Source organism: Antiquaquibacter oligotrophicus (assembly GCF_020535405.1).
Classification (GTDB): Bacteria; Actinomycetota; Actinomycetes; order Actinomycetales; family Microbacteriaceae; genus Rhodoglobus; species Rhodoglobus oligotrophicus.
Window position 1 is genome coordinate 1,873,766 of the sequence record NZ_CP085036.1, and the last position, 23,547, is coordinate 1,897,312.

Annotated in this window: 28 protein-coding genes and 1 tRNA gene; 18 read left to right on the plus strand and 11 right to left on the minus strand. The window is 66.5% G+C overall.

Annotated elements, in window-relative coordinates; all coding sequences use genetic code 11:
* Positions 1-87 precede the first annotated feature (87 nt).
* The 3 genes from LH407_RS09240 to LH407_RS09250 all read left to right on the plus strand — a co-directional run bounded on the left by LH407_RS09240 (position 88) and on the right by LH407_RS09250 (position 3,478).
* Positions 88-504 (plus strand): YciI family protein, encoded by a 417-nt coding sequence (locus LH407_RS09240; protein WP_322134281.1) that lies wholly within the window; start codon positions 88-90, stop codon positions 502-504.
* Positions 501-1,730 carry an RNA polymerase sigma factor gene (locus LH407_RS09245; RefSeq protein WP_322134280.1) on the plus strand — a complete coding sequence of 410 codons (1,230 nt, stop codon included), beginning with the start codon at positions 501-503 and terminating at the stop codon, positions 1,728-1,730. Before LH407_RS09240 ends, LH407_RS09245 begins: the two co-directional genes overlap by 4 nt.
* A gap of 77 nt (positions 1,731-1,807) precedes the next feature.
* Positions 1,808-3,478, plus strand: a complete 1,671-nt coding sequence (locus LH407_RS09250) for a M1 family metallopeptidase (protein ID WP_322134279.1) — start codon at positions 1,808-1,810, stop codon at positions 3,476-3,478.
* A gap of 75 nt (positions 3,479-3,553) precedes the next feature.
* Here the strand turns inward: LH407_RS09250 and LH407_RS09255 are convergent, their stop codons facing one another.
* From LH407_RS09255 to LH407_RS09265, 3 genes are all read right to left on the minus strand, one after another.
* A complete protein-coding gene (locus tag LH407_RS09255) occupies positions 3,554-3,784 on the minus strand; it encodes a hypothetical protein (RefSeq protein ID WP_322134278.1) in 231 nt (76 codons plus the stop codon).
* A gap of 163 nt (positions 3,785-3,947) precedes the next feature.
* Entirely contained in the window at positions 3,948-4,586 is a 639-nt protein-coding gene (locus LH407_RS09260) for an SDR family oxidoreductase (RefSeq protein WP_322134277.1), read from the minus strand.
* Between the two features lie 108 nt (positions 4,587-4,694).
* Positions 4,695-5,483: a hypothetical protein gene (locus tag LH407_RS09265; RefSeq protein ID WP_322134276.1), complete on the minus strand. Its 789-nt coding sequence runs from the start codon at positions 5,481-5,483 to the stop codon at positions 4,695-4,697.
* 374 nt (positions 5,484-5,857) lie between these two features.
* Here LH407_RS09265 and LH407_RS09270 point away from each other — a divergent pair, with 374 nt between their 5' ends.
* The 4 genes from LH407_RS09270 to LH407_RS09285 are packed head-to-tail and all read left to right on the plus strand — an operon-like array spanning position 5,858 to position 8,186.
* On the plus strand, positions 5,858-6,295 hold the full coding sequence (locus LH407_RS09270; RefSeq protein ID WP_322134275.1) for a VanZ family protein: 438 nt from the start codon (positions 5,858-5,860) through the stop codon (positions 6,293-6,295).
* Between the two features lie 9 nt (positions 6,296-6,304).
* Positions 6,305-6,754 carry an FAS1-like dehydratase domain-containing protein gene (locus LH407_RS09275; RefSeq protein ID WP_322134274.1) on the plus strand — a complete coding sequence of 150 codons (450 nt, stop codon included), beginning with the start codon at positions 6,305-6,307 and terminating at the stop codon, positions 6,752-6,754.
* Positions 6,751-7,155: a MaoC/PaaZ C-terminal domain-containing protein gene (locus LH407_RS09280; RefSeq protein ID WP_322134273.1), complete on the plus strand. Its 405-nt coding sequence runs from the start codon at positions 6,751-6,753 to the stop codon at positions 7,153-7,155. Before LH407_RS09275 ends, LH407_RS09280 begins: the two co-directional genes overlap by 4 nt.
* Positions 7,155-8,186, plus strand: a complete 1,032-nt coding sequence (locus LH407_RS09285; protein WP_322134272.1) for a UDP-N-acetylmuramate dehydrogenase — start codon at positions 7,155-7,157, stop codon at positions 8,184-8,186. The genes LH407_RS09280 and LH407_RS09285 overlap by 1 nt, the downstream gene beginning before the upstream one ends.
* A gap of 94 nt (positions 8,187-8,280) precedes the next feature.
* Here LH407_RS09285 and LH407_RS09290 read toward each other — a convergent pair whose 3' ends face one another.
* Positions 8,281-8,826: an NUDIX domain-containing protein gene (locus LH407_RS09290; protein WP_322134271.1), complete on the minus strand. Its 546-nt coding sequence runs from the start codon at positions 8,824-8,826 to the stop codon at positions 8,281-8,283.
* Positions 8,827-8,928: 102 nt separating this feature from the next.
* Here LH407_RS09290 and LH407_RS09295 point away from each other — a divergent pair, with 102 nt between their 5' ends.
* Positions 8,929-9,891, plus strand: coding sequence for an ATP-binding cassette domain-containing protein (locus LH407_RS09295; RefSeq protein ID WP_322134270.1), 963 nt, complete (start codon positions 8,929-8,931; stop codon positions 9,889-9,891).
* Between the two features lie 2 nt (positions 9,892-9,893).
* Positions 9,894-10,652: an ABC transporter permease gene (locus LH407_RS09300; RefSeq protein WP_322134269.1), complete on the plus strand. Its 759-nt coding sequence runs from the start codon at positions 9,894-9,896 to the stop codon at positions 10,650-10,652.
* A gap of 209 nt (positions 10,653-10,861) precedes the next feature.
* On the opposite strand, the gene LH407_RS09305 is transcribed toward LH407_RS09300, so the two are convergent.
* Genes LH407_RS09305 through LH407_RS09330 form a run of 6 tightly spaced genes read right to left on the minus strand, consistent with a single transcriptional unit; the run spans position 10,862 to position 16,054 of the window.
* Positions 10,862-11,476, minus strand: a complete 615-nt coding sequence (locus LH407_RS09305; protein ID WP_322134268.1) for a response regulator — start codon at positions 11,474-11,476, stop codon at positions 10,862-10,864.
* Positions 11,473-12,603 carry a sensor histidine kinase gene (locus LH407_RS09310; RefSeq protein ID WP_322134267.1) on the minus strand — a complete coding sequence of 377 codons (1,131 nt, stop codon included), beginning with the start codon at positions 12,601-12,603 and terminating at the stop codon, positions 11,473-11,475. Before LH407_RS09310 ends, LH407_RS09305 begins: the two co-directional genes overlap by 4 nt.
* Complete coding sequence (locus LH407_RS09315; RefSeq protein ID WP_322134266.1) at positions 12,604-13,404, minus strand: ABC transporter permease; 801 nt, start codon at positions 13,402-13,404, stop codon at positions 12,604-12,606.
* Positions 13,401-14,291 (minus strand): ABC transporter ATP-binding protein, encoded by an 891-nt coding sequence (locus LH407_RS09320; RefSeq protein ID WP_322134265.1) that lies wholly within the window; start codon positions 14,289-14,291, stop codon positions 13,401-13,403. Before LH407_RS09320 ends, LH407_RS09315 begins: the two co-directional genes overlap by 4 nt.
* A gap of 42 nt (positions 14,292-14,333) precedes the next feature.
* The gene (locus tag LH407_RS09325; protein WP_322134264.1) at positions 14,334-14,585 is read right to left on the minus strand and encodes a hypothetical protein; all 252 of its coding nucleotides are present in this window, start codon (positions 14,583-14,585) and stop codon (positions 14,334-14,336) included.
* Positions 14,582-16,054: a PspC domain-containing protein gene (locus tag LH407_RS09330; RefSeq protein ID WP_322134263.1), complete on the minus strand. Its 1,473-nt coding sequence runs from the start codon at positions 16,052-16,054 to the stop codon at positions 14,582-14,584. The genes LH407_RS09325 and LH407_RS09330 overlap by 4 nt, the downstream gene beginning before the upstream one ends.
* A 114-nt stretch (positions 16,055-16,168) precedes the next feature.
* Here LH407_RS09330 and LH407_RS09335 point away from each other — a divergent pair, with 114 nt between their 5' ends.
* Together LH407_RS09335 and LH407_RS09340 are read left to right on the plus strand one after the other, a co-directional pair.
* Positions 16,169-17,335: an ATP-binding protein gene (locus LH407_RS09335; protein WP_322134262.1), complete on the plus strand. Its 1,167-nt coding sequence runs from the start codon at positions 16,169-16,171 to the stop codon at positions 17,333-17,335.
* Positions 17,332-17,979: a LuxR C-terminal-related transcriptional regulator gene (locus LH407_RS09340; protein WP_322134261.1), complete on the plus strand. Its 648-nt coding sequence runs from the start codon at positions 17,332-17,334 to the stop codon at positions 17,977-17,979. Before LH407_RS09335 ends, LH407_RS09340 begins: the two co-directional genes overlap by 4 nt.
* 97 nt (positions 17,980-18,076) lie before the next feature.
* On the opposite strand, the gene LH407_RS09345 is transcribed toward LH407_RS09340, so the two are convergent.
* Positions 18,077-19,279: a pyridoxal phosphate-dependent aminotransferase gene (locus LH407_RS09345; RefSeq protein ID WP_322134260.1), complete on the minus strand. Its 1,203-nt coding sequence runs from the start codon at positions 19,277-19,279 to the stop codon at positions 18,077-18,079.
* 221 nt (positions 19,280-19,500) lie between these two features.
* Between LH407_RS09345 and LH407_RS09350 the strand changes: the two genes are divergently transcribed.
* The 7 genes from LH407_RS09350 (at position 19,501) to LH407_RS09380 (ending at position 23,543) form a co-directional block, all read left to right on the plus strand.
* Positions 19,501-19,573, plus strand: a tRNA-Trp gene (locus LH407_RS09350).
* 42 nt (positions 19,574-19,615) lie between these two features.
* Positions 19,616-19,897 (plus strand): preprotein translocase subunit SecE, encoded by a 282-nt coding sequence (gene secE / locus LH407_RS09355; protein ID WP_322134259.1) that lies wholly within the window; start codon positions 19,616-19,618, stop codon positions 19,895-19,897.
* 48 nt (positions 19,898-19,945) lie between these two features.
* Complete coding sequence (gene nusG, locus LH407_RS09360) at positions 19,946-21,061, plus strand: transcription termination/antitermination protein NusG (RefSeq protein WP_322134258.1); 1,116 nt, start codon at positions 19,946-19,948, stop codon at positions 21,059-21,061.
* A gap of 187 nt (positions 21,062-21,248) precedes the next feature.
* The gene (rplK, locus tag LH407_RS09365) at positions 21,249-21,680 is read left to right on the plus strand and encodes a 50S ribosomal protein L11 (RefSeq protein ID WP_322134257.1); all 432 of its coding nucleotides are present in this window, start codon (positions 21,249-21,251) and stop codon (positions 21,678-21,680) included.
* A 2-nt stretch (positions 21,681-21,682) separates the two neighbouring features.
* On the plus strand, positions 21,683-22,375 hold the full coding sequence (gene rplA / locus LH407_RS09370; RefSeq protein WP_322134256.1) for a 50S ribosomal protein L1: 693 nt from the start codon (positions 21,683-21,685) through the stop codon (positions 22,373-22,375).
* Positions 22,376-22,484: 109 nt separating this feature from the next.
* Positions 22,485-23,075, plus strand: a complete 591-nt coding sequence (locus tag LH407_RS09375; RefSeq protein ID WP_322134255.1) for a GNAT family N-acetyltransferase — start codon at positions 22,485-22,487, stop codon at positions 23,073-23,075.
* Between the two features lie 39 nt (positions 23,076-23,114).
* The gene (locus tag LH407_RS09380) at positions 23,115-23,543 is read left to right on the plus strand and encodes a BphX family protein (protein WP_322134254.1); all 429 of its coding nucleotides are present in this window, start codon (positions 23,115-23,117) and stop codon (positions 23,541-23,543) included.
* Positions 23,544-23,547 lie beyond the last annotated feature (4 nt).

Below are 23,547 nucleotides of genomic sequence, written 5' to 3' on the forward strand. Positions count from 1 at the left end.
TGCGCCCCGATGTCGATTTAGCGCCCCGCCGTTCGACGTCATAGTAAGAGGGTGCGAAGGGCACCCCGACACAGAGGGAGAACGACCATGAAGTACATGCTCATCATGCGCAGCACCGACGAAGCGATCGAGGCCAGCAAGGATCTCGATTTCGAGGAGATCATCAACGCGATGGGTGCCTACAACGAGTCCATGATCAAGGCCGGCGTCATGGCCGGCGGTGACGGCCTCGCCCCCGCCACGGAGGGCTTCGTCGTCGACTTCTCCGCCGAGAAGCCGATCGTCACCGATGGCCCCTACGGCGAGACGCACGAGCTGTTCAACGGTTTCTGGATCGTCGAGGTCTCGAGCAAGGAGGAGGCCATCGAGTGGGCGAGCCGCGCGCCGCTCGGCCCTGGCAGCAAGCTCGAGGTGCGGCGCATCACCGACGAGACCGACTTCGCCGACTTCGAGGACAACGAGTTCATCCAGAAGGAGAAGGAGTGGCGCGAGGCCGGTCTGTGACCGACGTCTCGCGCACCCTCGATGCCGTCTGGCGTATCGAGGGTGCGCGGATCGTCGCCACACTCGCCAAAAAGACGGGCGACGTTGGACTCGCGGAGGATCTCGCGCAGGAGGCGCTCGCCGAGGCGTTGGCGCAGTGGCCGGAGTCGGGCGTTCCGCAGAACGCGGGGGCGTGGCTCACCGCCGTGGCGGGGCGCCGGGCGATCGACGGCTGGCGGCGGCGCGAGCGACAGGATGCCCGCTACCGGCAGATGGCGCACGATCTGGCCGAGGCATCCGTCGACGAATGGGAGCCGCTCGACGATGACGTGCTCAGGCTCGTGTTCACCGCGTGCCACCCGGTGCTGTCGCGGGAATCGCAGGTCGCGCTCACGCTCCGAGTTGTGGCAAGTCTCACCACGGAGGAGATCGCGCGGATGCTCCTCGTGCCGGTCGCGACGGTGCAGGCACGAATCACGAGGGCGAAGAAGACCCTCGCCGCCGCGCACGTTCCCTTCGAGGCGCCGGACCCGAGTGAGTGGGGTGACCGCCTCGGGGGTGTACTCGGGGTGGTGTACCTCATCTTCACCGAGGGATATGCCGCGACATCCGGTGACCGCTGGATGCGCACCGACCTCGCCCACGAGGCGCTGCGCCTCGGCCGTGTGCTCGCGGGCCTCCTGCCGCGGGAGCCGGAGGTGCACGGTCTCGTCGCGCTCATGGAGTTTCAGGCATCCCGGTTTGCCGCTCGCGTGGACCGCGAAGGAAACCCCGTGCTGCTCGCCGATCAGGACCGCACGCGGTGGGACCGCGCCCAGATCGGCCGCGGTGTCGCTGCCCTGCAGCGGGCGGATGCCGTGGGCCGGGGCCGCGGCGCGTACAGCCTTCAGGCGGCCATCGCCGAATGCCACGCAATCGCACCGAGTGTGGACGACACCGACTGGGACCGCATCGTGATCCTCTACGAGGCGCTCGGTCGCCTGGCGCCGAACCCTGTCGTGGAGCTCAATCGGGCGGTCGCCGTGTCGATGGCGACGGGCCCCGCGAATGCCCTGCGCATCGTGGATGGGCTCGCGGCGGCGGGCAGCCTCAAGGGTTCCTATTTGCTGCCGAGCGTGCGCGGGGAGCTCCTGTCGCGATTGGGCCGCAATGCCGAAGCGCGCGAAGAGTTGCTGATCGCGGCATCCCTCGCAGCAAACGAGCGTGAGAGTGCGGTGCTGCGCGCGAAAGCGGCCGCGCTCGTTTAATCCCTGTTACAGATCACCCGCAAACGGGGGTCGACTGATACTTTCAGGGCGATAACACAGCACCAGGGAGTAGCGCTTTGCAAAATATTGACTGTCTCGCCGTCACGGGCAGCGACACCGCTTTTGTTCCCATCCTCATCGTGGCGGCGGTGCTTCTCGTCGCCGGCGTTGTGATCGCACTGGTTGCCCGCAAGCGCGGGCTTGCGGCACTCGCGCTGATCCCGCTTCTCTTCCTCGGGGTTGCGTTCACGCCGGGCGCCGCTCCCGCGCTCGCCGACCCGTGCACTCAGCTTCCGCCGGGCACGATGCCCGAGCCGTCCGACCCGTGTGTGGTCGACCCGGACGCGGTCGCCGAGGGTGTGTCATCCGAGCCGCTCGGTGACACCTATTACCCGGACTACGGCAACGTCGGCTACGACGTGCAGTCGTACCACGTGGAGTTCGTCTTCGACCCTGAGCAGCCGCTCCTCGAGGCGGTGGCAACGATCGTCGCGACGGCGACGACGGATGACCCGCTCGCCGAGTTCTCTTTCGACTTCGAGACTCTCGGCTCCGACGGCGAACCCACCCTTCTGGCGACGGATGTCACGGTCGACTGCGCACCCGCAGAGTTCGAGCACGCCGGCCGCGACCTCACGGTGTCGCCCTCGAAGGCGATCGCGCCGGGGGACGATTTCGCTGTCGTGGTGACCTACTCGGGTACCCCGGGTTATGTGGACGACGTCTACGGTGACAGCGGTTGGCACTGGCTGACCGGTGGTGCAGCTCTCGTGATGGGGGAGCCCGCGTCATCCTCGGCATGGTTCCCGTCGAATGCGCACCCGCTCGACAAGGCGCTCTTCTCTGTCACCGGCACGGTGCCGTTCGACCCGGAGGCTGCCGACACCGAGCAGTGGCGTGTGTCGTCCAACGGCGAGCCGGTCGAGCTCGACGGCGAGGCACCGGAGGGGTGGTGGACGTTCGGGTGGGCAGCACCCGAGCCCATGGCCACGTACCTGACGACGCTCTTCATCGACAAGTTCGAGTACACGGTTTCGGAGGCGGCCAACGGTGTCACCATTTACAACAGCTTCTCGCCCGGGGTGAGCCAAACGGTCAAGGATCGCGCGGCCCGCACGGAGGAGATCATGCTCTTCTTCGAGAACTACTTCGGCGACTACCCGTTCACGACCAACGGCGGGCAGTTCACCAACGACAGCCTCGGCTACGCCCTCGAGACGCAGACGCGGTCGTCCTACTCGCGTAATGCGAGCCTGAACACGATTGCTCACGAGATCGCGCACCAGTGGGTTGGCGACAGTGTGACGCTGTCCACGTGGGCTGACATGTGTCTCAACGAGTGCCTCGCGGAATACGCCGCGAGTTGGCTGTGGTCGGAGCACACGAGCGGAACGGTGCTCGATACGAAGTACTCGACGACCGTCGCGCAGCGCAAGAACCAGCCTGCCTGGTGGGCGACCCCGCTCGTGGACATGGGCGCCGGCAACGAGTTCAACGACGTGTACACCCGTGGTTCCCTCGCCATCCACGCGCTGCGCAAGGAGATGGGTGACGACGCGTTCTTCGATCTGCTCTACCGCTGGGCGACGGAGAAGGCCGGGCAGAACGTGACGTGGGCGCAGTTCGAGGACATGGTCGATGAGGTCGCCGGTCGCGACCTGGGTGCGTTCATGTCGGCGTGGTTCACGTCGACCGGTGTGCCCGCCGACGAGTACCTCTACCCGGGAGACATCCCGCCGGCGCCGTAAGGCAACGAGTGTTTCGAAAGTCCCGTTCTGGTTAGCCCCAGGGCGGGACTTTCGGCACTCTCGGCGCGTATCCGGCTACGCGAAGCTGCGCTTGGCGTCGGAGAGCGTGTCGTAGGTGCCGATCTCCTGTGAGAGCCGGATGGCCACGAACTGCGGGCCGCGGCTTTCGATCATCCCAGCGAACTCGCCGGCGATCTTGCCCACCCACAGTCCAGACTGAACGCGCATCCACTCGATCGTCGACATGCCACCCGGCCCCGATGCGGGGAGAGCGGACAGGTCGTCGACGGCTCGGATCGTGCTCACGATTGGCTCCTTCATGCGAGCGGTGCATCGGATGCCGGACACTCTGATGGTGGTGGGTACTGCGTGCTGTACAGGTCAGTCTGCCCCGCCCCACCGACGTTGTCGAGGGCACAAAGGTAACTCTGGGTAATGCGATAGCGAACAGCAGGAAACGGCGGGCCGATCAGCCGAGGATGGCCTCCGAAATGGGGGTCTCGCCGTCCACGAACTCGATCGTCTTACCCACAGTCGACGGCTCCACGAGCACCGCCGCGATGACCTCGGCGACGTTGCCGCGCGACACGGTGCCGCGCTCCGACTGCACCGAGATGCGCCCGCTCGCGGGTTCGAGCGTGAGGCTACTGGGGCCGAGGATCGTGTAATCGAGGCCGGATGCCCGGAGGTGGGCATCCGCGGCTGCCTTCGCCTCCGCGTACCGAAAGAAGGGGTCGCTCTCGGGCACCCCGTGGTCGGGCCGCGCCCCGAGGTAGGAGACCATGACGTAGCGGGTCACCCCGGCCTGGGCTGCGGCATCCATCGAGCGGATGGCCGTGTCCCGGTCCACCGCGTAGGTGCGGGTTCGATCTCCCGCCGCCCCCGCAGACCACACGACGGCGTCGTGCCCGGCGATGAGCTCGGCGAGGGCATCCGTGTCGAGCGTCTCGACGTCGGCGAGCACGGGCGCCGCGCCTCCCGCGGCGACCTCTTCGAGGTGGTCGGGGTTGCGCACGACAGCGGTGACGTCATCCCCGCGCCCGGCGAGGATGGGCGCGAGAAGGAGCGCGACTTTGCCGTGGCCCCCGATGATGATGATCTTCGACATGGCGCCTCCCGTGGTTGTGCTCCCACAGTACGCGCGGCGCCTGGGAGCCGTTCAGCCGCCGGGGCAGTAGCCGGTATCGCCGTAGCAGGGCCGGTAGTCGTCGGGCAGTTAATCGGTGTCCTGAGGTCGGTCGGGGAAGAAGCGCCCGGACGGGACTTGAAAGAGGAACGCCGCGCCCAGGGCGACGATGATCATGACGATCGCGAGGGCGCCGGTGGCCCGCTTGTGGCGCGCGAAAGACAGTTCGATCGCGATAGCGAGCGCACCGAGGGTGATCCCTGTCGTCACGAGGTATTGGGTTCCTTCAGGGCCGAAATCCTCGTATCGGCCGACCGGGGTCGACGCCCACAATCGAAAATAGAGGCGAGCCCACTGCTGGAAGAGCACGTGAATGCCGACGGTACCGGTGACGATGAGAATCGCGGTCGCGAGGGTTGCGGCCATGGAGACCCGCGCGCGGGGGGACCGGTCACGGAGCTGAGTGGCTACCGTCCAGCCGAGCAGGACGCAGATGACGAACCCGCCGAGTTCGAGAATCCAGCTGCCAGTGGCGAAGACGCCGGACGATGAAATCGAGGGCCCGAGCCGGATGTACGTCGCTGCGGTGACGGCGACGCCTCCCGCCACCGTGCTCGCGATGGCTCGAGTTCGGCGTTTCGTGTTCCTGAGCACCGCGGCGATGACGACCGTCAGGACCGCCCAGATGAGCGAACGCCACCCCAGGGATTCCCCGAGGTAAAGCAGCGTCGACACCAGCGGTTGCGATGTGAAATCGAGCGCGAGAAGCAACAGTGAGCCGAGCACAACGAGGCCGAAGGTCGCACCGATAACGGTCGCCGTTTCCGGGATCAGTTCTCGATTGCGGGGTCCGCCCCCTTCTAATCGAGTGTCGCTCATCTCTCTATGCTGCCACGAGAGGGCTGTGCTGTCAGTGGCCGCCCGTACTCTTAAAGAAATCCCGCGACACGCCGAAAACACTAGATCTAGTGGAATGACATCCGTGTCATTCGGGTTATATAGTGGAGACCCACCGGCAAGCAGTCGGTGAATACGAAGAGCTTAGGGAGGATCCCATGGACAACGAGACCGACACCATCGGTGGCTACGCAGTCCCGATGGACCCAATGGATCTTCTGCAGTGCGATAGCTGCCAGTAGGCATATCCACTTCCAAGATTCGAAGCCCCGGTCACCATGTAGGTGACCGGGGCTTCACCGTTAATGCGCGGATCTTTCAGCCTTCTTCGAGCCGGGCTCGCCTACGATCGACGGATGCAGCAGCGCACCGCATCGCGACTTCCCACGGTCGCACTCGTGGTTGGTGCCGCCTACCTCGTCATCCTGCTCGCGATGACGGTCACCCCCGTGCTGAACCCCAACACGACGCTGGGCTTCGCGGGTGGCGCGTTCCGTGCCGAAGCCTGGCTGTCTCCGTCAACCTGGACGGGCGGTTGGTCCGGTGAGCTTCTGGCTAACGTCATCCTCTTCATCCCCCTCGGATGGCTCGCGGCCCGCCTTCTTCCGCTGCCGCTCGCCATCGTGGTTCCGGTCGTCATCAGCGTCGGCATCGAGTTCGCGCAGCTGTTCCTCCCCGGTCGGGTGTCCGACCCGCGTGACCTCGTCGCGAACACCGCTGGCGCGCTTCTCGGGGTGCTTCTCGCCCGGGCGCTCGCGCGCCCGGCCCCGACCTCGAGAGCCGTACGCCAGTAGGCTGAACGGATGCCAGTCAACCCCGATCTGCAGGGGCGCACCTTCCCGTCGGTCGCGCCGTACCTCGTCGGCCGTGAGAAGGTCCGCGAGTTCGCGAGGGCCGTGTTCGCGACGAGTCCACTCAATTTCGACCCGGAGGCGGCGATCGCCGCAGGCTACGCCGACGTCGTCGCGCCGCCGACGTTCCCGGTGGTGGTACAGGAGGCGACCCTCGCCCAGCTGCTCGCCGAGCCGGATGCCGGTATCGACTTCTCACGTGTTGTGCACGGAGACCAGCGCTTCACCTACACGCGCCCCGTCGTCGCGGGCGACGAACTCACGGCCACCCTCACGGTCACGTCGGTGAAGACCCTCGGCGGCAACGCCATGGTCACCTCGGAGTCGTCGATGGTGGACGCCGCGGGTGATCACGTGGTCACGGCGATTTCGACGCTGGTGGTACGGGGTGATGACGCGTGATCGAGGTGGAGGTCGGCCAGGTGGTCGCGGAGCACGTTCAGCACGTGACCCGGGATTCGCTCGTGCGTTATGCCGGGGCATCCGGCGACTTCAATCCCATCCACTACCGGGACGACGTTGCGGCTTCGGTGGGTCTGCCCGGCGTTCTCGCTCACGGCATGCTCACCATGGGCCTTGCCGCTCAGCCGGTTGTCGACTGGATCGGAACCCGCGGTTGGGTGAGCGACTACCAGGTGCGTTTCACGCGGCCCGTCGTGGTGGATCCCGCCGAGGGCGCGACTCTCACGATCGTCGCCAAGGTCGGTGCGGTGGATGATGCGGGCCTCCGCGTCGACCTCACCGTAAGTTTCAATGACGCAACCGTGCTCGGCAAGGCGCAGGTTCGCGTCACTCTCTCCTGATGGCCACCGTGGACCTCGCCGAGTACACCACGATGCACGTGGGCGGCCCCGCGCGCGAGTTCATCGCGGCGCATAGTGAGCAGGAGCTGACGGATGCCGCCCTCGAGGTCTGGGGCAAGGGCGACGAGCTGCTCGTGCTGGGCGGCGGCTCCAACGTGGTCATCGCCGACGACGGCTTCGACGGCACCGTTCTGCACGTGGAGACGCGCGGAATCGAGCACCTCGCTGCCGAGGAGGGCGCCGTTCGCCTCCGAGTGGCGGCGGGCGAACCGTGGGACGAGCTCGTCGCCTACACGGTCGAGCAGGGGTGGTCGGGTATCGAGGCGCTGTCCGGGATTCCGGGTTCCAGTGGTGCCGCGCCCATCCAGAACATCGGCGCTTACGGCCAGGAGCTCTCCTCGACTCTCACGGCCATCGACTTTCTCGACTACGACAGTGGTCTCGTCGAGCGTGTGACGGCGGATGACCTCGGTCTGGCCTACCGCACTTCGTCGATCAAACGCGGGCGTCAGGGAATCGTGGTGGCAATCGAGCTGCGTCTCCAGGATGCCGACACCACCGTCGCCGGTTACGATCAGTTGGCGGCCGCGCTCGGTGTGGACGTTGGGGCGCGGGTTGCGGTTGCGGAGGTGCGCGAGCGTGTGCTCGCGCTGCGGGCATCCAAGGGAATGGTCCTCGACCCGAACGACCAGGACTCGGTGAGTTGCGGGTCGTTCTTCACGAACCCGATCGTGAGCGAGAACTTCGCTCGCAGCCTGCCCTCGGAGGCTCCGCGGTGGCTGGAGCCCGACGACGTGAATGTGAAGCTCAGTGCAGCGTGGCTGATCGAGCGGGCGGGCATCCCGCGCGGTTTCTCGCTCCCTGGTTCGCACGCAGCGATCTCGTCGAAGCACACGCTCGCTATCACGAACCGTGGCGGGGCAACCGCGGCCGAGGTCGCCGAGCTCGCGCGTTACGTGCGCACTCGTGTGCTCGCCCAGTTCGGTGTGCTGCTCCACCCCGAGCCCAACCTCATCGGTGTTTCGGTCTGACGTCGCTCAGCGACGCTCCGCTCGCTGAGGTTTGCGGGCCACGCGCCGGTATGAACACCAGCGCGCGCACGAATTCTCCGCGCGACTGCCGCCGCTACAGTCGCCGCAGGTGCAGTGCGGCGTAGGCGAGCGCCGCGACGGTTTCTCCGTCGGTGATCGTGCCGTCGGAAATCATCTCGAGCGCCCGGTCGAAAGGAACCCACGTGACCTCGCCAATGCCCTCCTCCTGCTGCGTTGCGAGTGTGTCGGCTGTCGGGTCCTGCGTGAGACCCCGCGCGAGGTAGACGTACTCTGGCGCATTCGAGACACCGTTGAGCGCGTTCATGCGGCCGAGGAGGGTCCACTCGCGGGCGATGAGACCCGTCTCCTCGCGGAGCTCGCGTGCCGCGGCATCCGCGGGTTCCTCGCCGTCGGTTCCGCCCGCCGGAACCTCAATCGAGGGGCCACCGGTCGCATAACGATCGATCTCGACACAACACACACGATCGTCGTCATCGACGGCGACAATGAAGACTGCCGGATGCCGCACCGTCACCACTCCGTAGATGCCCGGGCCGCCCGGCCCCTCCACGGTGTCCTCCCGTACGGAGATCCAGCGATTCTCGTAAACGACGCGGGAGCTGCGGGTAATCCAGGGCATGCTTCACACCCTACGCATGCGCGTCACCGGGTGGGGGTAGCCTCTGCTCTGCCACACGTCAGCAGCGAACCAGTCGCGCATCGCGCGGCGAAGGAGGAACGGATGATCGAGGCACGCGGGCTCGCCCGCACGTTCGAGACCGGGCGGGGAAAACACAAGTCAGAGGTGGTCGCGGTCGCCGGCGTCGACATCGATGTCGCCGAGGGCGAGATCGTGGGCTTCCTCGGCCCGAACGGCGCGGGCAAAACCACGACACTTCGGATGCTCACAACGCTCCTCAAACCCAGCGCGGGACGCGCGACGGTCGCAGGGTTCGACCTCGCGACCCAACCGGTGAAGGTGCGGCAGGCGATCGGCTACGTGTCGCAGAGCGGTTCGACGTCGCGTCTCGCCGTCTCGGGCAGTGAGATCGTCGCGCACGGTCGTCTCTACGGCATCTCCAAGCAGCAGGCCGAGACCCGTGGCCGTGAGCTCTTCGACCAACTCGACCTCGAGGGTCTGTGGGATCGCCCGACGAAAACTCTGAGCGGCGGTCAGCGGAGGCGTCTCGACATCGCGATGGGGCTCGTACACGACCCACGGCTCGTGTTTCTCGACGAGCCGACCACCGGCCTCGACCCGCAGGCTCGCGCCAACCTGTGGACGCACATCTCCGACCTGCGCACGAAGCGTGGCTCAACGGTATTCCTCACCACGCACTACCTCGACGAGGCGGATGCCCTGTGCGACCGCATCATGGTCATCGATCACGGCACGATTGTCGCCAGTGACACCCCCGAGGCGCTCAAGCGCAAAGTGTCGGGCGACCTCGTGGCCCTCACCGTGGCATCCGAGGCGGATGTCTCGGCCGCAGCATCCACCCTCGCTACCGTCGCCACCTCCGAGGTCACCACCGACGGTCTCCTCGTCTCAGCGCGTGTGACGAACGGCGGCCACGCGATGCCCGGCCTGCTTCGGGCGCTGGATGCGGCGGGGGCCTCTCTCGACTCGATCGAGGTGCGCCGGCCCACCCTCGACGATGTGTTCCTCACCATGACGGGGCGTTCGCTCCGGGAATCGGAGTAACCGTGCGTACTTTCCTCCACGACACCGGGATCATCTTCGGCCGTCAGTTGCGTTTGGCACTCCGCGAGCCGCTGTGGATCGTTATCGGGCTCACCCAACCGGTGCTCTACCTCGTGCTCTTCGGGCCGCTGCTCGAGCCCCTCGCATCGCAGCTCGGAGCGACGAATGCGTACGCGCTGTTCGTGCCGGGTCTGCTTGTGCAGTTGGCCGTGTTCGGTGCGCTCTTCGTAGGTTTCGGCTTCCTCGGCGAGTACCGCGACGGTGTGATCGAGGCAGAGCGTGTGACTCCCGCCTCGCGCACGGCGCTTCTCCTCGGGCGTGTGCTCAAGGACATGCTGCAGGTGAGTGTGCAGAGCGCCATCCTCGTGAGCCTTTCGTTCGCGTTCGGATTGCGCGGCTCGCTGGTGGGCATCCTCATCGGTTATCTGATCGCGGTTGTGCTCACCGGCGCCGTCGCGGCGGCAGGCTACGCGCTCGCGCTCACGGTGAAAACCGAAGACTCGCTGGCGGCAGTCGCCAACGGGGTTTCGCTGCCGCTCATCCTGCTGAGCGGCATCCTGCTGCCCATGACGCTCGCGCCGGGCTGGTTGCAGACGGTGTCGGATGCCGTGCCGATCAAACACATCGTGCAGGGTATGCGCGATCTCTTCGCCGGCGACATCTTCGGGCCAGGCCCGCTGTGGGCGCTCTTCTGGACCGCCGTGCTCGTCACCGCGGGTGTGTGGGTGGGTACGAGGGTCTTCCGCCGTCAGAACGCGTAGCCCGGGTGCCCGCTGATTGAGTAGCCGCGGCGCAGCCCGGCGTGGGTGCCCGCTGATTGAGTAGCCGCGGCGCAGCCCGGCGGGTGTGACCGCTGATTGAGTAGCCGCGGCGAAGCCCGGCGTTATCGAAATCACGCCCCACGCGATCCGCTGGCGTGGTTTCGAGACGCGCACTTCGGTGCGCTCTTCAACCAGCAGTGACGATGGAGTTACAGCAGCCCCAGCTCCATCGCCTTCGTGACGGCACGCGTGCGGTCGCCGACGCCGAGTTTCTCGAAGGCATGGATGAGGTGTGTTTTGACGGTGGCCTCGCTGAGGTGGAGTTGCGCCGCGATCTCGCGGTTGCTGCGGCCGTCGGCGACGTGACGCAGCACCTCGGTTTCGCGGGCGCTGAGCGTGACCGTGGGGCGCGACATCCCGCGCACGAGAGAGGCCGCGATCGACGGTGCGAGCGCCACGTCCCCTCGCGCGACGGATCGGATGCCCGCCACAATCTCCTCGGGCGGTGCGGCTTTCAGCAGGTACCCGCTCGCGCCCGCCTCGATCGCGGTGAGGATGCTCGCATCCGACTCGTACGTGGTGAGCACGATCACGCGCACTCCCGGCTGGGCCGCGAGGATGCGCGAGGTGGCTTCGTCGCCGTCGAGTTCGGGCATCCTCAGGTCCATGAGCACGAGGTCGGGCTCGAGTGTCGCCGCGAGGGTCACGGCCTCGAGTCCGTCCGCCGCCTCACCGATCACATCGATGTCGTCGGCGGAGTCGAGAAGACTCACGATCCCGGCCCGGACGATGGGGTGGTCGTCGACCACAAGCACACGGATCATGGCGCGTTCCTCGGGATGCGGGCGGTGAGCACGGTCCCGCTGCGCGAGCTCGCGATGTCGAGTGAGCCCCCGACGAGGCTGAGGCGTTCGCGCATGCCGGGAAGCCCGAACCCGGTCGAGTCCGCCGCAGGGTTGAACCCGTGACCGTTGTCGCGCACGACGAGTCCGACATCGGACGCCGAGCCGGAGAGTTCGATGGTCGCAGCGGTCGCCCCAGAATGTTTGCGCACATTCGCGAGTCCCTCTTGGGCGCACCGAAGGAGCACAACCTCGTCTTCACGGCCGAGTGGGCCGGGGTCGCCGGTCACGCTCACGGCCACACCGGTTTCGCGGGTAAACCGTTCGCCGAGCCGCCCGAGTGCCTCGAGCAGTTCCCCGTCCGCGAGGCCGACGGCGGCGCTCGCCGCCACGAGCGCCCGCGTCTCGGCGAGCGCGGTGCGAGCGCTGTCCTCGATGAGCTGGAGCCGGGCATCCGCCGCCGCCGGGTTATCCGCCAGCTCGCGCCGGGCCTGCTGGGTGAGGAGCACGAGGCCCGTGAGGTCTTGCGCGATCGTGTCGTGAATCTCGCGTGCCAGTCGTTCGCGTTCACTGGCGACCCCCGCGTCGCGGCTGACGACGGCGAGGCGGTCCTGGGTCGCGGTGAGTTCGTCGATGAGGTGCTTTCGTTCGTCGCTCAGTGTGGCGATCCGGGAGATCCACAGCCCAAACGCGAGGCTGAAGGCCAACGACAGGCCCGATGTGATGAGAGCCTGAGCGAGGTCGCCGGTACTGGCCAGAAATCCGAGCAGCACGGATACCGAGAGAGCGACGTTGGCGATGATCGCCTCTCGGGTGCGTCGCGCGACGATCCAGATCAAGGGATAACCGACGCATTGCAGGATCGCCGCGATCGGGTAGTGCGCGACGGCGAGGCCGAGGCTCAGCACGATAATGCCGGTGAGGGTGTATGCCGCGGTGGCCGACCGGAACGCCCTCCTGCCGATCACAAACCAGGCAGCGGCGAAGATGCCGATCGCCACGATGGCGCCGATCTTGCCGTCCACGCGCTCGTCCGACGCGATCACCATGATGGTGAGCGCGCCGGACATGATCGAAACCGCGAGGTCCCACCAGCGGGGGTTTTCCATTTAGGTATCCTTGCGGATCCACCGGAACGTCAGGCGAGTCACGATGAGTCCGACCACAAGCCAGATCGCGCACACGATAGCCACTCCGGCGAGGTTCCAGCTCTCGCCCTGCTCCATCGACTCGAAGCTTGCGGGCAGGAACACCTCCCGCATCCCCTGCGCCATCCACTTGAGCGGGAAGACGGATGCCACGTTCTGTAGCCACTCGGGCAGCATCGAGAACGCGAGGTACACGCCGGAGATGAACTGCAGCACGAGGGTGATGGGGATGATGACCGCCGTCGCAGACTTGCCGCTGCGGGGTAGCCCGCTGAGGGCGATGCCGAGGAGTGCCGACGTGGTCACCCCGAGCACAAACACCCAGACGAATGTGAGCCACTTCGACGGTTCCGTTGGCAGTGCCACTCCGAAGACGATGCTCGCCACCGCGAGGAGGAGAAGCGCTTGCAGGATGCCCGTGACAAAAACTTGCCCGATCTTGCCGATGAAGTAGCTCATCACCGGCAGCGGGGTGCCGCCGAGTCGTTTGAGGGTGCCATCAGATTTTTCGTTCGCGATGTCGATCGACATGTTCTGCAGACCGCTCAGGAGGAGGCCTGCGGCGAGCATTCCGGGCAGGTAGAACGCGGCGGCGCTGATCTCCTCGCCGGGTGGGCCGAAGGTCTGCGAGCTGAAGGCCGTCGAGAAAATCGTGAGCATAACAACGGGGAAAAGGAAGGTGAAGAAAACCGAGTCGCCCTGCCTGAAGTAGGAACGCACCTCGTAACCGATACGGCTTCCGCCGAGAGCGATGGTGTTCACAGTGCCACCTCTTCCTTTGCGGTGCTGGCCCCGGCCTCAGAGGCGAAAGCCCCGCTCTCGGTGTCGCCGACGAGCTGCAGGTACACGTCCTCGAGGCTGGGGCGGATGACCTCAAGGCCCTCCGGTTCCCCGAGCTGGGCGACGACGGCGCCAGGGGTGGTTGTGCGCTGTTCGCGCTGCACCCCGTTCTCGAGCCATCGCACGACGGGGGTGCGGGCATCCGGGCCACCGATTTCGTTGATGCCTCCGAGCGCGACCATACGCCCGCCGGCGATGACCCCGGCTCGGTCACTCAGTTGTGCCGCCTCGTCGAGGTAGTGGGTGGTCAGCAGGATGCTCGTCCCCTCAGCCTTGAGGCGCCGGATGAGCTCCCAGAACTGCCGCCTCGCCTCCGGGTCGAATCCGGTGGTCGGCTCGTCGAGGAAGAGCAGCTCGGGGCGTCCGATGACACCGAGGGCGACGTCAACTCGTCGCCGCTGACCGCCGGAGAGTTTGCGGATGAGCGTCTTCTGCTTCTCCTCGAGACCCACGGCGGCGATGACCTCGTCGACATCGCGCGGGCTGGGGTAGAAGCGGGCGAAGTGGCTGAGCTGCTCGCGCACCGTCACGTTGCCACTCTCGCCGCTGGACTGGAGCACGATGCCGAGTTTGGCTTTCCAGTCGAGGCCGCCCTTCTCGGGATCGGTGCCGAGCACGGAGACGGTGCCGCTCGTGCGATCGCGGTAGCCCTCGAGGATTTCGATGGTGCTGGATTTGCCGGCGCCGTTCGGGCCGAGCAGCGCAAAGGTCTCACCGCGGCGGATGTCGAAGCTCACGCCGTCGACGGCCGTGAAGGAGCCGTACTTCTTGTGCAGGTCATCGACCAGCACAACGGATTCTGATGTCATGAACCCATCGTGCTGGTCGACGGCAGATTACGGCAGCGGTACTTAGGTTGAATCCTCGGTCAACCGATCGGTGGATGCCGACCGCGTGCGGCCGCGGCCGATGGCTCGTGAGATGCCGCCGATGAGGCCTGCGACCACCATGAGCGCGCCGAACGCGACGACGAGCCACGCCACGGTTGACCAGCTCCACGAACCGAACACGGCGGTGATGGCGACGACACTGGCAACGAGGAGCAGGATGGCGCCCCAGGTGATCGTCGAGCCGCGCGGGGCAAGGGGGGTGTTGTCGCTCATCGGAGGTCTCCTTCGTCGATGACGCGGATCTCGCCCGCGCCGAGCTGTACTGATACGTAGATGGGTGCTTCGTCGCGGACGCTGTCGTCGAAGAACGTCGACTGGAACAGTCCGCGGCCTTCGACCCCGTCATCCGTGACCGACGCGGTGTCGATCGACCCGGCGAGCACGTTGCCCGAGAACTGCACCCGCGCGTCATCGGGAACGATCACGGTGATCTCCCCGGCGCCAGCCACCAATCGGATGCTGTCCGGTATCTCGCGAGCCGGCCCGGGGCTCGGCAGCTCCGTGAGGTCGAGCTGCACACGCCCGGCGCCGATGACGTAATCCTGCGACGACGTGGGGGTGAGGGTCGTTCCGGAGCCCGCGACAACGAGTGCGCTGCCCCGGCCGAGCGAGAGGGTGTCGGTGCCGAAGGACAGACCCCACACGATGAGCAGGGGAACCAGGAGCACACTCGCGAGACCGGATGCCCCGCCCGAGCGCTTACCGCGCACACCGTTGATCACGATCCCGAGCGCGAGCACCGCGAGAGCGGCGGCAGCGCCGACAACAAACGGGATGACGCGGGACGATGGCCACGCCGTCGACAGCCACACGGTGGTGATCCCCCCGGCGACGAGGGCGAGCCCGATGACGACGAGCGAGAAGAGAGGGTTCGATCGGGTGCGAGCCCACTCGGCCCGCTCCTTGTCGCGCTGCACGGCGCGGGCGGCGCGAGCCTCCTCAGCGGCCGCGCGCGCTGCCGCGGCACGGTCGCTCGCCTGCTGGTTGCGGAACGCCTCCTGCTCGGCGCGGACCTTGGCCTGTTGTTCGCGCCAGTCCGCGAGCTCCGGCTCCGTGGCATCCTTCGGCGGTGCGGTCGGCGTGGTGACGGTCGACTCCGAAGCGACGAAGGAGGCGGCTGGCGGCGGCACGGGAACGTGCGGCGCGCCGGTGCTGCGCCGGGCGAGCCAGACGATGAGCCACACGAGGAGGCCGAGCAGAACGAGTGTCCACAGTGTGCGACCGACGGCATCACCCCACCGTGGCTCACCCCAGAACCCGGCTCCGAGGAACCAGAACCCCTGCGTCACCGGCAGCATGGCGAGAACAAAGAAGGCGGCGATACCGGCGATCGCTGGCTCAACGACACCGCGGAAAAGCTGCTCGAGGTGAATCTTGTCCTTGGCGTCCGGTAGCAGGAGCCACGCGGCCGCATACAGCAGGATGGCCGGGCCACCCAATACCGCGATCACCACAGCGATACCGCGCACGATGATGGGGTCGATGCCGAGACGCACGGCGATGCCGGCGCAGACGCCGCCAATCCATCCGGGCTCTCTGCGCACGTCGAGTGAGCGCAACCAGCTGAAGAAGCGGTCGCCCGCGGTCGCTGCCCGTGTCGGCTCCGGCGCCGCCTTTGGCGTCGGCGGAGTCTCAGTGTGGTCTGTGGTCTCGGTGTGATCCGAGGATGGTGTGCTGGACATACTTCGATGGTGGCCTCGCCCGCGGGTGCTCGCTATGAGGTATCACCCTGATTGAACCCTGAGATACCCCGACGGCGGGTGCCGGGGTCGGCAAACCCTGCTTGGATTCCTTAGGTGACCACGATCGAACGCCCCGCCCTCACACGTCCCCGCGACGTGTACCTGGGTGGTGTGTGCCTCGGTGTGGCGGCGCACCTCGGGTGGAGCGTGCGTCGCACCAGGATGCTCGCCCTCGCGCTCGCCGTTGCTGGCGGGTCGGGCATCCTGCTGTACCTGTGGCTCTGGGCCTTCGTGCCCCTCGACCCGCCGGAGCCGGACGCAGAACCGGCGGTCCGCCGACGAGTCCCGGCCGCCGCTGTCGCCATCGGTATCGCGACGGTTGCGCTCGCCGTGGTGCTGTCCGTCGCGTGGTCAAACGATGGCGCACTGACGGCTGCGCTGCTTGCGACCACGTTCGCGACCGGTGTGGCCGTGGCGTGGAGTCTCGGTTTCGACAGGCACGACCCCCGTCGTTCGGCACGCTACGGCCTGTGGGTGCGCGGTCTTGCCGTGGGCATCCTCGCCGTCGCCGGCATCATCGCGCTGTTGGCGAGGCCTACCGCGATCAATGCCGTCATCGGCGTCGGCATGGTGGTGCTCGCGGTGGGGGTCATCGTCGCGCCTCGGGTTGTCGCGCTGTCCAGCGACCTGCAGGATGCTCGCACCGCGCGTGTCCGCGAGGAGCAGCGCGCGGAGATCGCCGCGCACCTCCACGACTCGGTGTTGCAGACCCTGGCCCTCATCCAGAATCGTGCGGGAGCTTCGAGTGAGGTGGCCCGCATCGCTCGCGCCCAGGAGCGGGAGCTCCGCGACTGGCTGTTTGTTGGCGACACACCGACGGTCGCCGACCTCGCGACCGAGCTGCGTTCGGTCGCGGCCGCCATCGAACTCGACTACCCGGTGCGCATCGACGTGGTGACGGCAGGCGAGTCCGTCGAGAACTCGAGCGCGGCTCTCGTGTCGGCATCCCGCGAGGCGATGCTCAACGCCGCCCGGCACGCCGGCGGCGAGGTTTCCGTTTATCTCGAAGCGTCGAGCGCCGAGATCGACGTGTTCATCCGCGACCGCGGGCCGGGTGTCGACCTCGACGCCCTGCCGGGCGACCGCCTGGGCATCAGGGAGTCGATCATCGGACGGATGTCACGCGCCGGAGGAACGGCGACACTGCGACCGGGCGCGGGCGGAGGCACCGAGGTGCACCTGCACCTCGACACGGCCGCGCACCAGGGAGGGGACACATGACCACCGTGCTCATCGTGGACGACCACTCGATTTTCCGCTCGGGTCTGCGGGCGGACCTCGACACGTCCCTCGACGTGGTCGGGGAGGCGGCGACCGTCGATGAGGCGATCGCGCTCATCGCCGCGCAGAAACCCCAGGTCGTGTTGCTCGACGTGCACCTGCCAGGAGGCACGGGTGGCGGCGGTGCCGAGGTGATCCGCGGATCCAGCGCGTTGCTGGCGGAGGTGCGGTTCCTCGCGCTCAGCGTGTCCGACTCCGCCGAGGACGTTGTGGGGGTGATTCGTGCCGGGGCGCGCGGATACATCACCAAGGGATCGTCGGGTGCGGAGGTGAGTCGCGCGGTGGAGGCCGTGGCATCCGGGGACGCGGTGTTCTCGCCGCGGCTCGCGGGGTTTGTGCTCGATGCGTTCGGCGCGGTCGCCGGCGAGCAGGCCGAGTCGAGTGACGAGCTGGATCGTCTGTCGGCTCGCGAGCGGGAGGTCATGCGCCTCATCGCGCGCGGCTACTCGTACAAGGAGACCGCGGGGGAGCTGTTCATCTCGGTCAAGACGGTCGAAACCCACGTCTCTGCCGTGTTGCGTAAGCTCCAGCTGTCGTCACGGCACGAACTCACCGCGTGGGCAAGCGCCCGCAAACTCCTTTAGACGTCGCTCAGCGTCGCTTCGCTCGCTGAGGTTTGCCGTCCGCGCGCATGTATGAACCTCAGCGCACGCACCAAACCTGGGCGACGGATGACACGGTTTACGCGAACAGGCGCTGCAGGCGCTGCACACCCTCGAGCAGCGGCTCGTCGCCGAGCGCGTAGGAGAGCCGCAGGTACCCGCTCGGGCCGAACGCCTCACCCGGAACCACGGCGACCTCGGCCTTCTCGAGGATCAGGTCGGCGAGCTCGAGGGTCGTTGTGGGTGTGACGCCCTGCCACTCGCGGTTCAGCAGACCCCGCACATCCGGGTACACGTAGAACGCGCCATCCGGTGTCGGGCACACCACACCGTCGATCTTCGACAGCTCCGCCACGATCACGTCGCGACGGCGCTCGAACGCCTGGCGCATACGCTCCACCTCGTCCTGCGGACCCGTGAGCGCTTCGATCGCGGCGCGCTGCGAGATGTTCGACACGTTGCTCGACAGGTGCGACTGCAAGTTGCCCGCCGCCTTGATGACGTTCGCGGGGCCGACCATCCAGCCGAGCCGCCACCCCGTCATCGCGTAGCTCTTGGCGACACCGTTGACGAGGATGGTCTGGTCGGCGATGGCCGGCACGGCCTCCACGATCGACACCGCGCGAACCCCGCCATACACGAGGTTCTGGTAGATCTCGTCGGTGATGACCCACAGGTCGTGCTCGAGCGCCCACTCACCGATCGCGCGCGTCTGCTCCTCCGAGTAGACGGCGCCGGTGGGGTTCGACGGCGAGACGAACAGCAGCACCTTCGTTTTGTCGGTGCGTGCCGCCTCGAGTTGCTCGACGGTCACGAGATAGTCCTGGTCAGCGCCCGCAAAAACCTCGACGGGAACACCGCCGGCGAGCTTGATCGCCTCCGGGTAGGTCGTCCAGTAGGGCGCGGGCATGAGCACCTCTTCGCCCTCGGCGACGACAGTCGCGAAGGCCTGGTAGACGGCCTGCTTGCCACCGTTGGTGACGATGATGCGGGATGCGTCGACCTCCAGCCCGGAGTCGCGCAGAGTTTTCGCGGCGATCGCCTGACGGAGCTCCGGTAGCCCCGCGGCCGGCGTGTACCGGTGGTTGCGCGGCTCTCGCACGGCGACGGCCGCGGCCTCCACGACGTTCGCGGGAGTCGGGAAGTCCGGCTCGCCCGCGGCGAAACTGATCACCTTGCGGCCCTCCGCCTGGAGGGCTTTGGCCTTCGCGTCGACCTTGAGAGTCGCGGACTCGGCGATGGCAGCGATGCGGGGGGAGATGCTGGGGCTCACGGCATCCATCCTAGGCGCGACGGATGGCACGGCCCGAGGTGTGGGGTAGCCTCGATGTACAACGCACCGGGGCCGACCGGGCCTGAGTTCCTCACAGGCGAGGGATTTCGTCCCTCACGGTCATGCCGTACACTGGCTTCGGTGGTTGAAACTGCCATCCTTTCGCGCGCCCTCTTCCGGCGAAGCCTCCGAGGAATACCCCGAGCGAAAGCATGCCGTTTCAGCAACAAAGGGCGGTGGCTCAATTGGTAGAGCAGCGGTCTCCAAAACCGCAGGTTGCAGGTTCGAGTCCTGTCCGCCCTGCAAGTCCTCTCGATCGGGAGGCAGATCAGAAGGTAGTGATCAGTGGCTAAGAGAGTTGTGGACGAGCCCAGCGAGGACATCGTCGCCAATGCCCGCAAGGAGCGTGCTGAGAAGCGCGGACCCTTCGGTCGTATGGCGCTGTTCATCCGTCAGGTCTTCGCCGAGTTGCGCAAGGTGGTCACGCCAACGCGCCGTGAGCTCATCAACTTCACTCTCGTCGTTCTCGTGTTCGTCGTCATCATGATGGCGATCGTCTACGGCTTCGATCAGCTTTCGAGCTTCATCGTCACCTTCGTCTTCGGTGACCCGACGATCACCCCGTAACGTTCCGACGGATCATCCGTCGCGTCGCAGTAGAGAAGAGATTTTTCTGTGTCCGAGAATCATCGTGACAACAATGAACTCGCGCCGGCTGCTGAGCAGTCGTCTGAGGTAGACGAGTTCCAGACCGGTAGTGTGCTGGCATCCGACGAGGAGTCGGAGGAGGCCGCCGAGCACGAGGCCATCCACATCGTCGACGACAACGCCGGTGACCTCGCCGGTCTGCTCGACGCGCTCGATGCCGCGCTCGACCCGGAGGCTGACGCCCTCGTGGACGACGCGCTCGACATTGATTCTCTCGAGGAGGCGGATGCCTCGGTCGCTGCGACCGAGGACGAAGCCGAGCTCGAGGCCGAAGAAGAAGCCAAGGAGGAGCCCGAGGTGACCCCGTACGACGGACCGGAGCTCGGTGACGAGGACGAGCCGCTCGACCTGGGTATCGACATCCCGGAGCTCAAGGCGGTCGAGGCAGCCCTCGACGAGGTGATCGAGCGCACGGATGAGGGCGCGGCCGAGTCGACGGATTCTGACGAGTCCACCGACCCCGAGGTCGACCCCTACGAGGAGTTCAAGCTCGAGCTGCGCGCGAAGCCCGGCAAGTGGTACGTCATCCACTCGTACGCCGGTTTCGAGAAGCGTGTGAAGCAGAACATCGAGAACCGTAAGGTCTCGATGGCCATGGAGGACTACGTCTTCGAGGTTCAGGTCCCGATGGAAGACGTCGTCGAGATCAAGAACGGCCAGCGCAAGCTCGTCAACCGCGTGCGCATCCCCGGGTACGTGCTCGTGCGTATGGACCTCAACGAGGACAGCTGGTCGGTTGTTCGCCACACCCCCGGTGTGACGGGCTTCGTCGGTAACTCGCACAACCCGGTTCCGCTGCGTTTCGACGAGGCGTTCAACATGCTGAAGAGCCTCGTGCAGATCGTGGAGGCCCCGGCCGCCAAGGGTTCGGCCACGAAGGGCAAGGCTGCTGCTCGTGTCATCCCCGCCGAGATCGACTTCGAGGTCGGCGAGACCATCACGATCAAGGAGGGTTCGTTCCAGGGTCTGCCCGGAACGATTTCCGAGATCAAGCCGGAGAGCGGCAAACTCACCGTGCTCGTTTCCCTCTTCGAGCGCGAGACCCCCGTCGAGCTCTCGTTCGACCAGGTCACCAAGCTCTGAGTTGTCTGGCGCGCCGCCGCTCCTGCGGCGCGCGTCGTTCCGAAAGAACGCACGATGCGATCGCGCGTTCTTTCGGCTAAAGTAAGCAGGTTGTCTCGCGTTTGCGCGGGAACACCCCACCACTGCGGGCATCAGGCCCGTTCGTGGTAGCGCGTCTAGGTGGACGCACGACACAAAGGAAAAAGAAATGGCACCCAAGAAGAAGGTGACGGGGCTCATCAAGCTCCAGATCCAGGCCGGCGCCGCCAACCCCGCGCCGCCCATCGGCCCCGCGCTCGGTCAGCACGGCGTCAACATCATGGAGTTCTGCAAGGCGTACAACGCGGCGACCGAGTCGCAGCGCGGCAACGTCATCCCGGTGGAGATCACCGTCTACGAGGACCGTTCGTTCACGTTCATCCTCAAGACCCCGCCGGCAGCTGAGCTCATCAAGAAGGCCGCCGGTGTGGCCAAGGGGTCGTCGACTCCGCACACGGTGAAGGTCGCGCAGCTCACCAAGGAGCAGGTCCGCTCGATCGCCGAGGCGAAGCTCGTTGACCTGAACGCCAACGACATCGAAGGCGCAGAGAAGATCATCGCGGGCACGGCCCGTTCGATGGGAATCACGGTGGAGGCCTAATCATGTCGACCAAGTCCAAGGCATACCGCGCCGCAGCCGAGAAGATCGAGGCCGGCAAGTTCTACACCCCCACCGAGGCTGTTTCGGTCGCGAAGGAGACGGGTTCGAAGAAGTTCGACTCCACCGTCGAGGTCGCGCTCAAGCTCGGTGTCGACCCGCGTAAGGCGGACCAGATGGTTCGCGGCACCGTCATCCTCCCGCACGGCACCGGTAAGACGGCCCGCGTCATCGTCTTCGCGACGGGCGCTGCCGCCGAGGCCGCGATCGCTGCTGGCGCCGACGAGGTTGGTGGCGCGGAGCTCATCGAGAAGGTCGCCGGTGGTTACACCTCGTTCGACTCGGCAGTCTCGACCCCCGAGCTCATGGGCCAGGTCGGTCGTCTCGGTAAGGTGCTCGGCCCCCGTGGCCTCATGCCCAACCCGAAGACTGGCACCGTGACTCAGGACACCGCAAAGGCCGTGTCCGACATCAAGGGCGGAAAGATCGAGTTCCGTGTCGACAAGCACGCCAACGTCCACTTTGTGGTCGGCAAGGCGGGCTTCTCGGCCGACCAGCTGAACGACAACATCAAGGCAGCAATCGACGAGGTGCTCCGCGCCAAGCCGAGCTCCTCGAAGGGTCGCTACATCACGAAGGGCACCGTGTCGACGACGTTCGGCCCGGGCATCCCGCTCGACGTGAACAGCCTCGCGTAACGAGAGCATTCGCAGGAGGGGGTCGGCTTCGGTCGGCCCCCTCCGTCGTTTAACCTGAACCCGCGGCATCCGGTATCCGCGCCCGCCGCATCCCAAATACAGGAGATCTATGACCCAGCACGAGAACTACGGGGGAGTGAAGCCCGACGCGGCAGCAGTTCCTGCATTTGGGATCAGGGTGGCGCGGCCGGAGGATGCTGTCGCGCTGCACGAGCTCGCCGCGGCGACGTTTCCCCTCGCGTGTCCGCCGGATGCCCTGCCGGAGTCGATTCAGGCGTTCATCAACGAGCACCTGTCCGTCGCAGCCTTCGAGCGCTACCTCGCTGACCCGGCTCGGGAACTCTTCCTCGCGGAGGACCCGCATGCCCGTCCCTTGGGTTACGCGATGCTCGTGCACGGCCGCCCGACGGACTCCGACGTGCTTGCCGCGGTGGGCGCAACCGAGGTTGCGGAACTGTCGAAGCTCTACGTGCTGCCCGAGTCGCACGGCTCTGGACTCTCGGCCGCGCTGGTCGAGCGTTCCGTCGCGGCCGCGCGTGCGCGCGGCGCGACCGGCCTCTGGTTGGGGGTGAACCAGTTCAACGCGCGGGCGAATCGTTTCTACGAGAAGAGCGGTTTCGTGCGGGTGGGTACGAAGCGTTTCAAGGTGGGGGAGCGTTTCGAGGACGACTTTGTGAGGTTGCGGGCGTTGAATACATAATTGATTGACGTAGCACTCTAATCAATACAGAATAGGACCATGAAATTTTTGGTCTGGTGGTTCCGTATTGTCGGCGTTGTCAACATTGCGCTCGGCGCGATGTGGTTGCCCTTCCTCAATGCTCCGCGTCTCGAGTTGACCGTGCCCGGTTGGGATGCGCCGATCGGCGGCACCGCCTACCAGGGCTTCCTCGACTTCACGATGCTCTTCGGGCTCGATCTACTCGTCCTGGGTGCCTTCCTGATTTACGCGTCATTCCGGCCAGCGAGCAGCCGCATCCTTGCCTGGCTCGCGATCGCACTCTCGGTCATTCGCGGGGTGCTCGACGACATCTACATGATCGCCGCCGGGTATCCGGTGGGCGCGATGCTCGCCTTCATCGCCCTGCACACGGCCATCATCGTCACCGGACTCCTGGCGCTGCAAGCGTCCCGCACCGCGCGCGCCACCGTGGCGGCCCCCGCCTGATCTC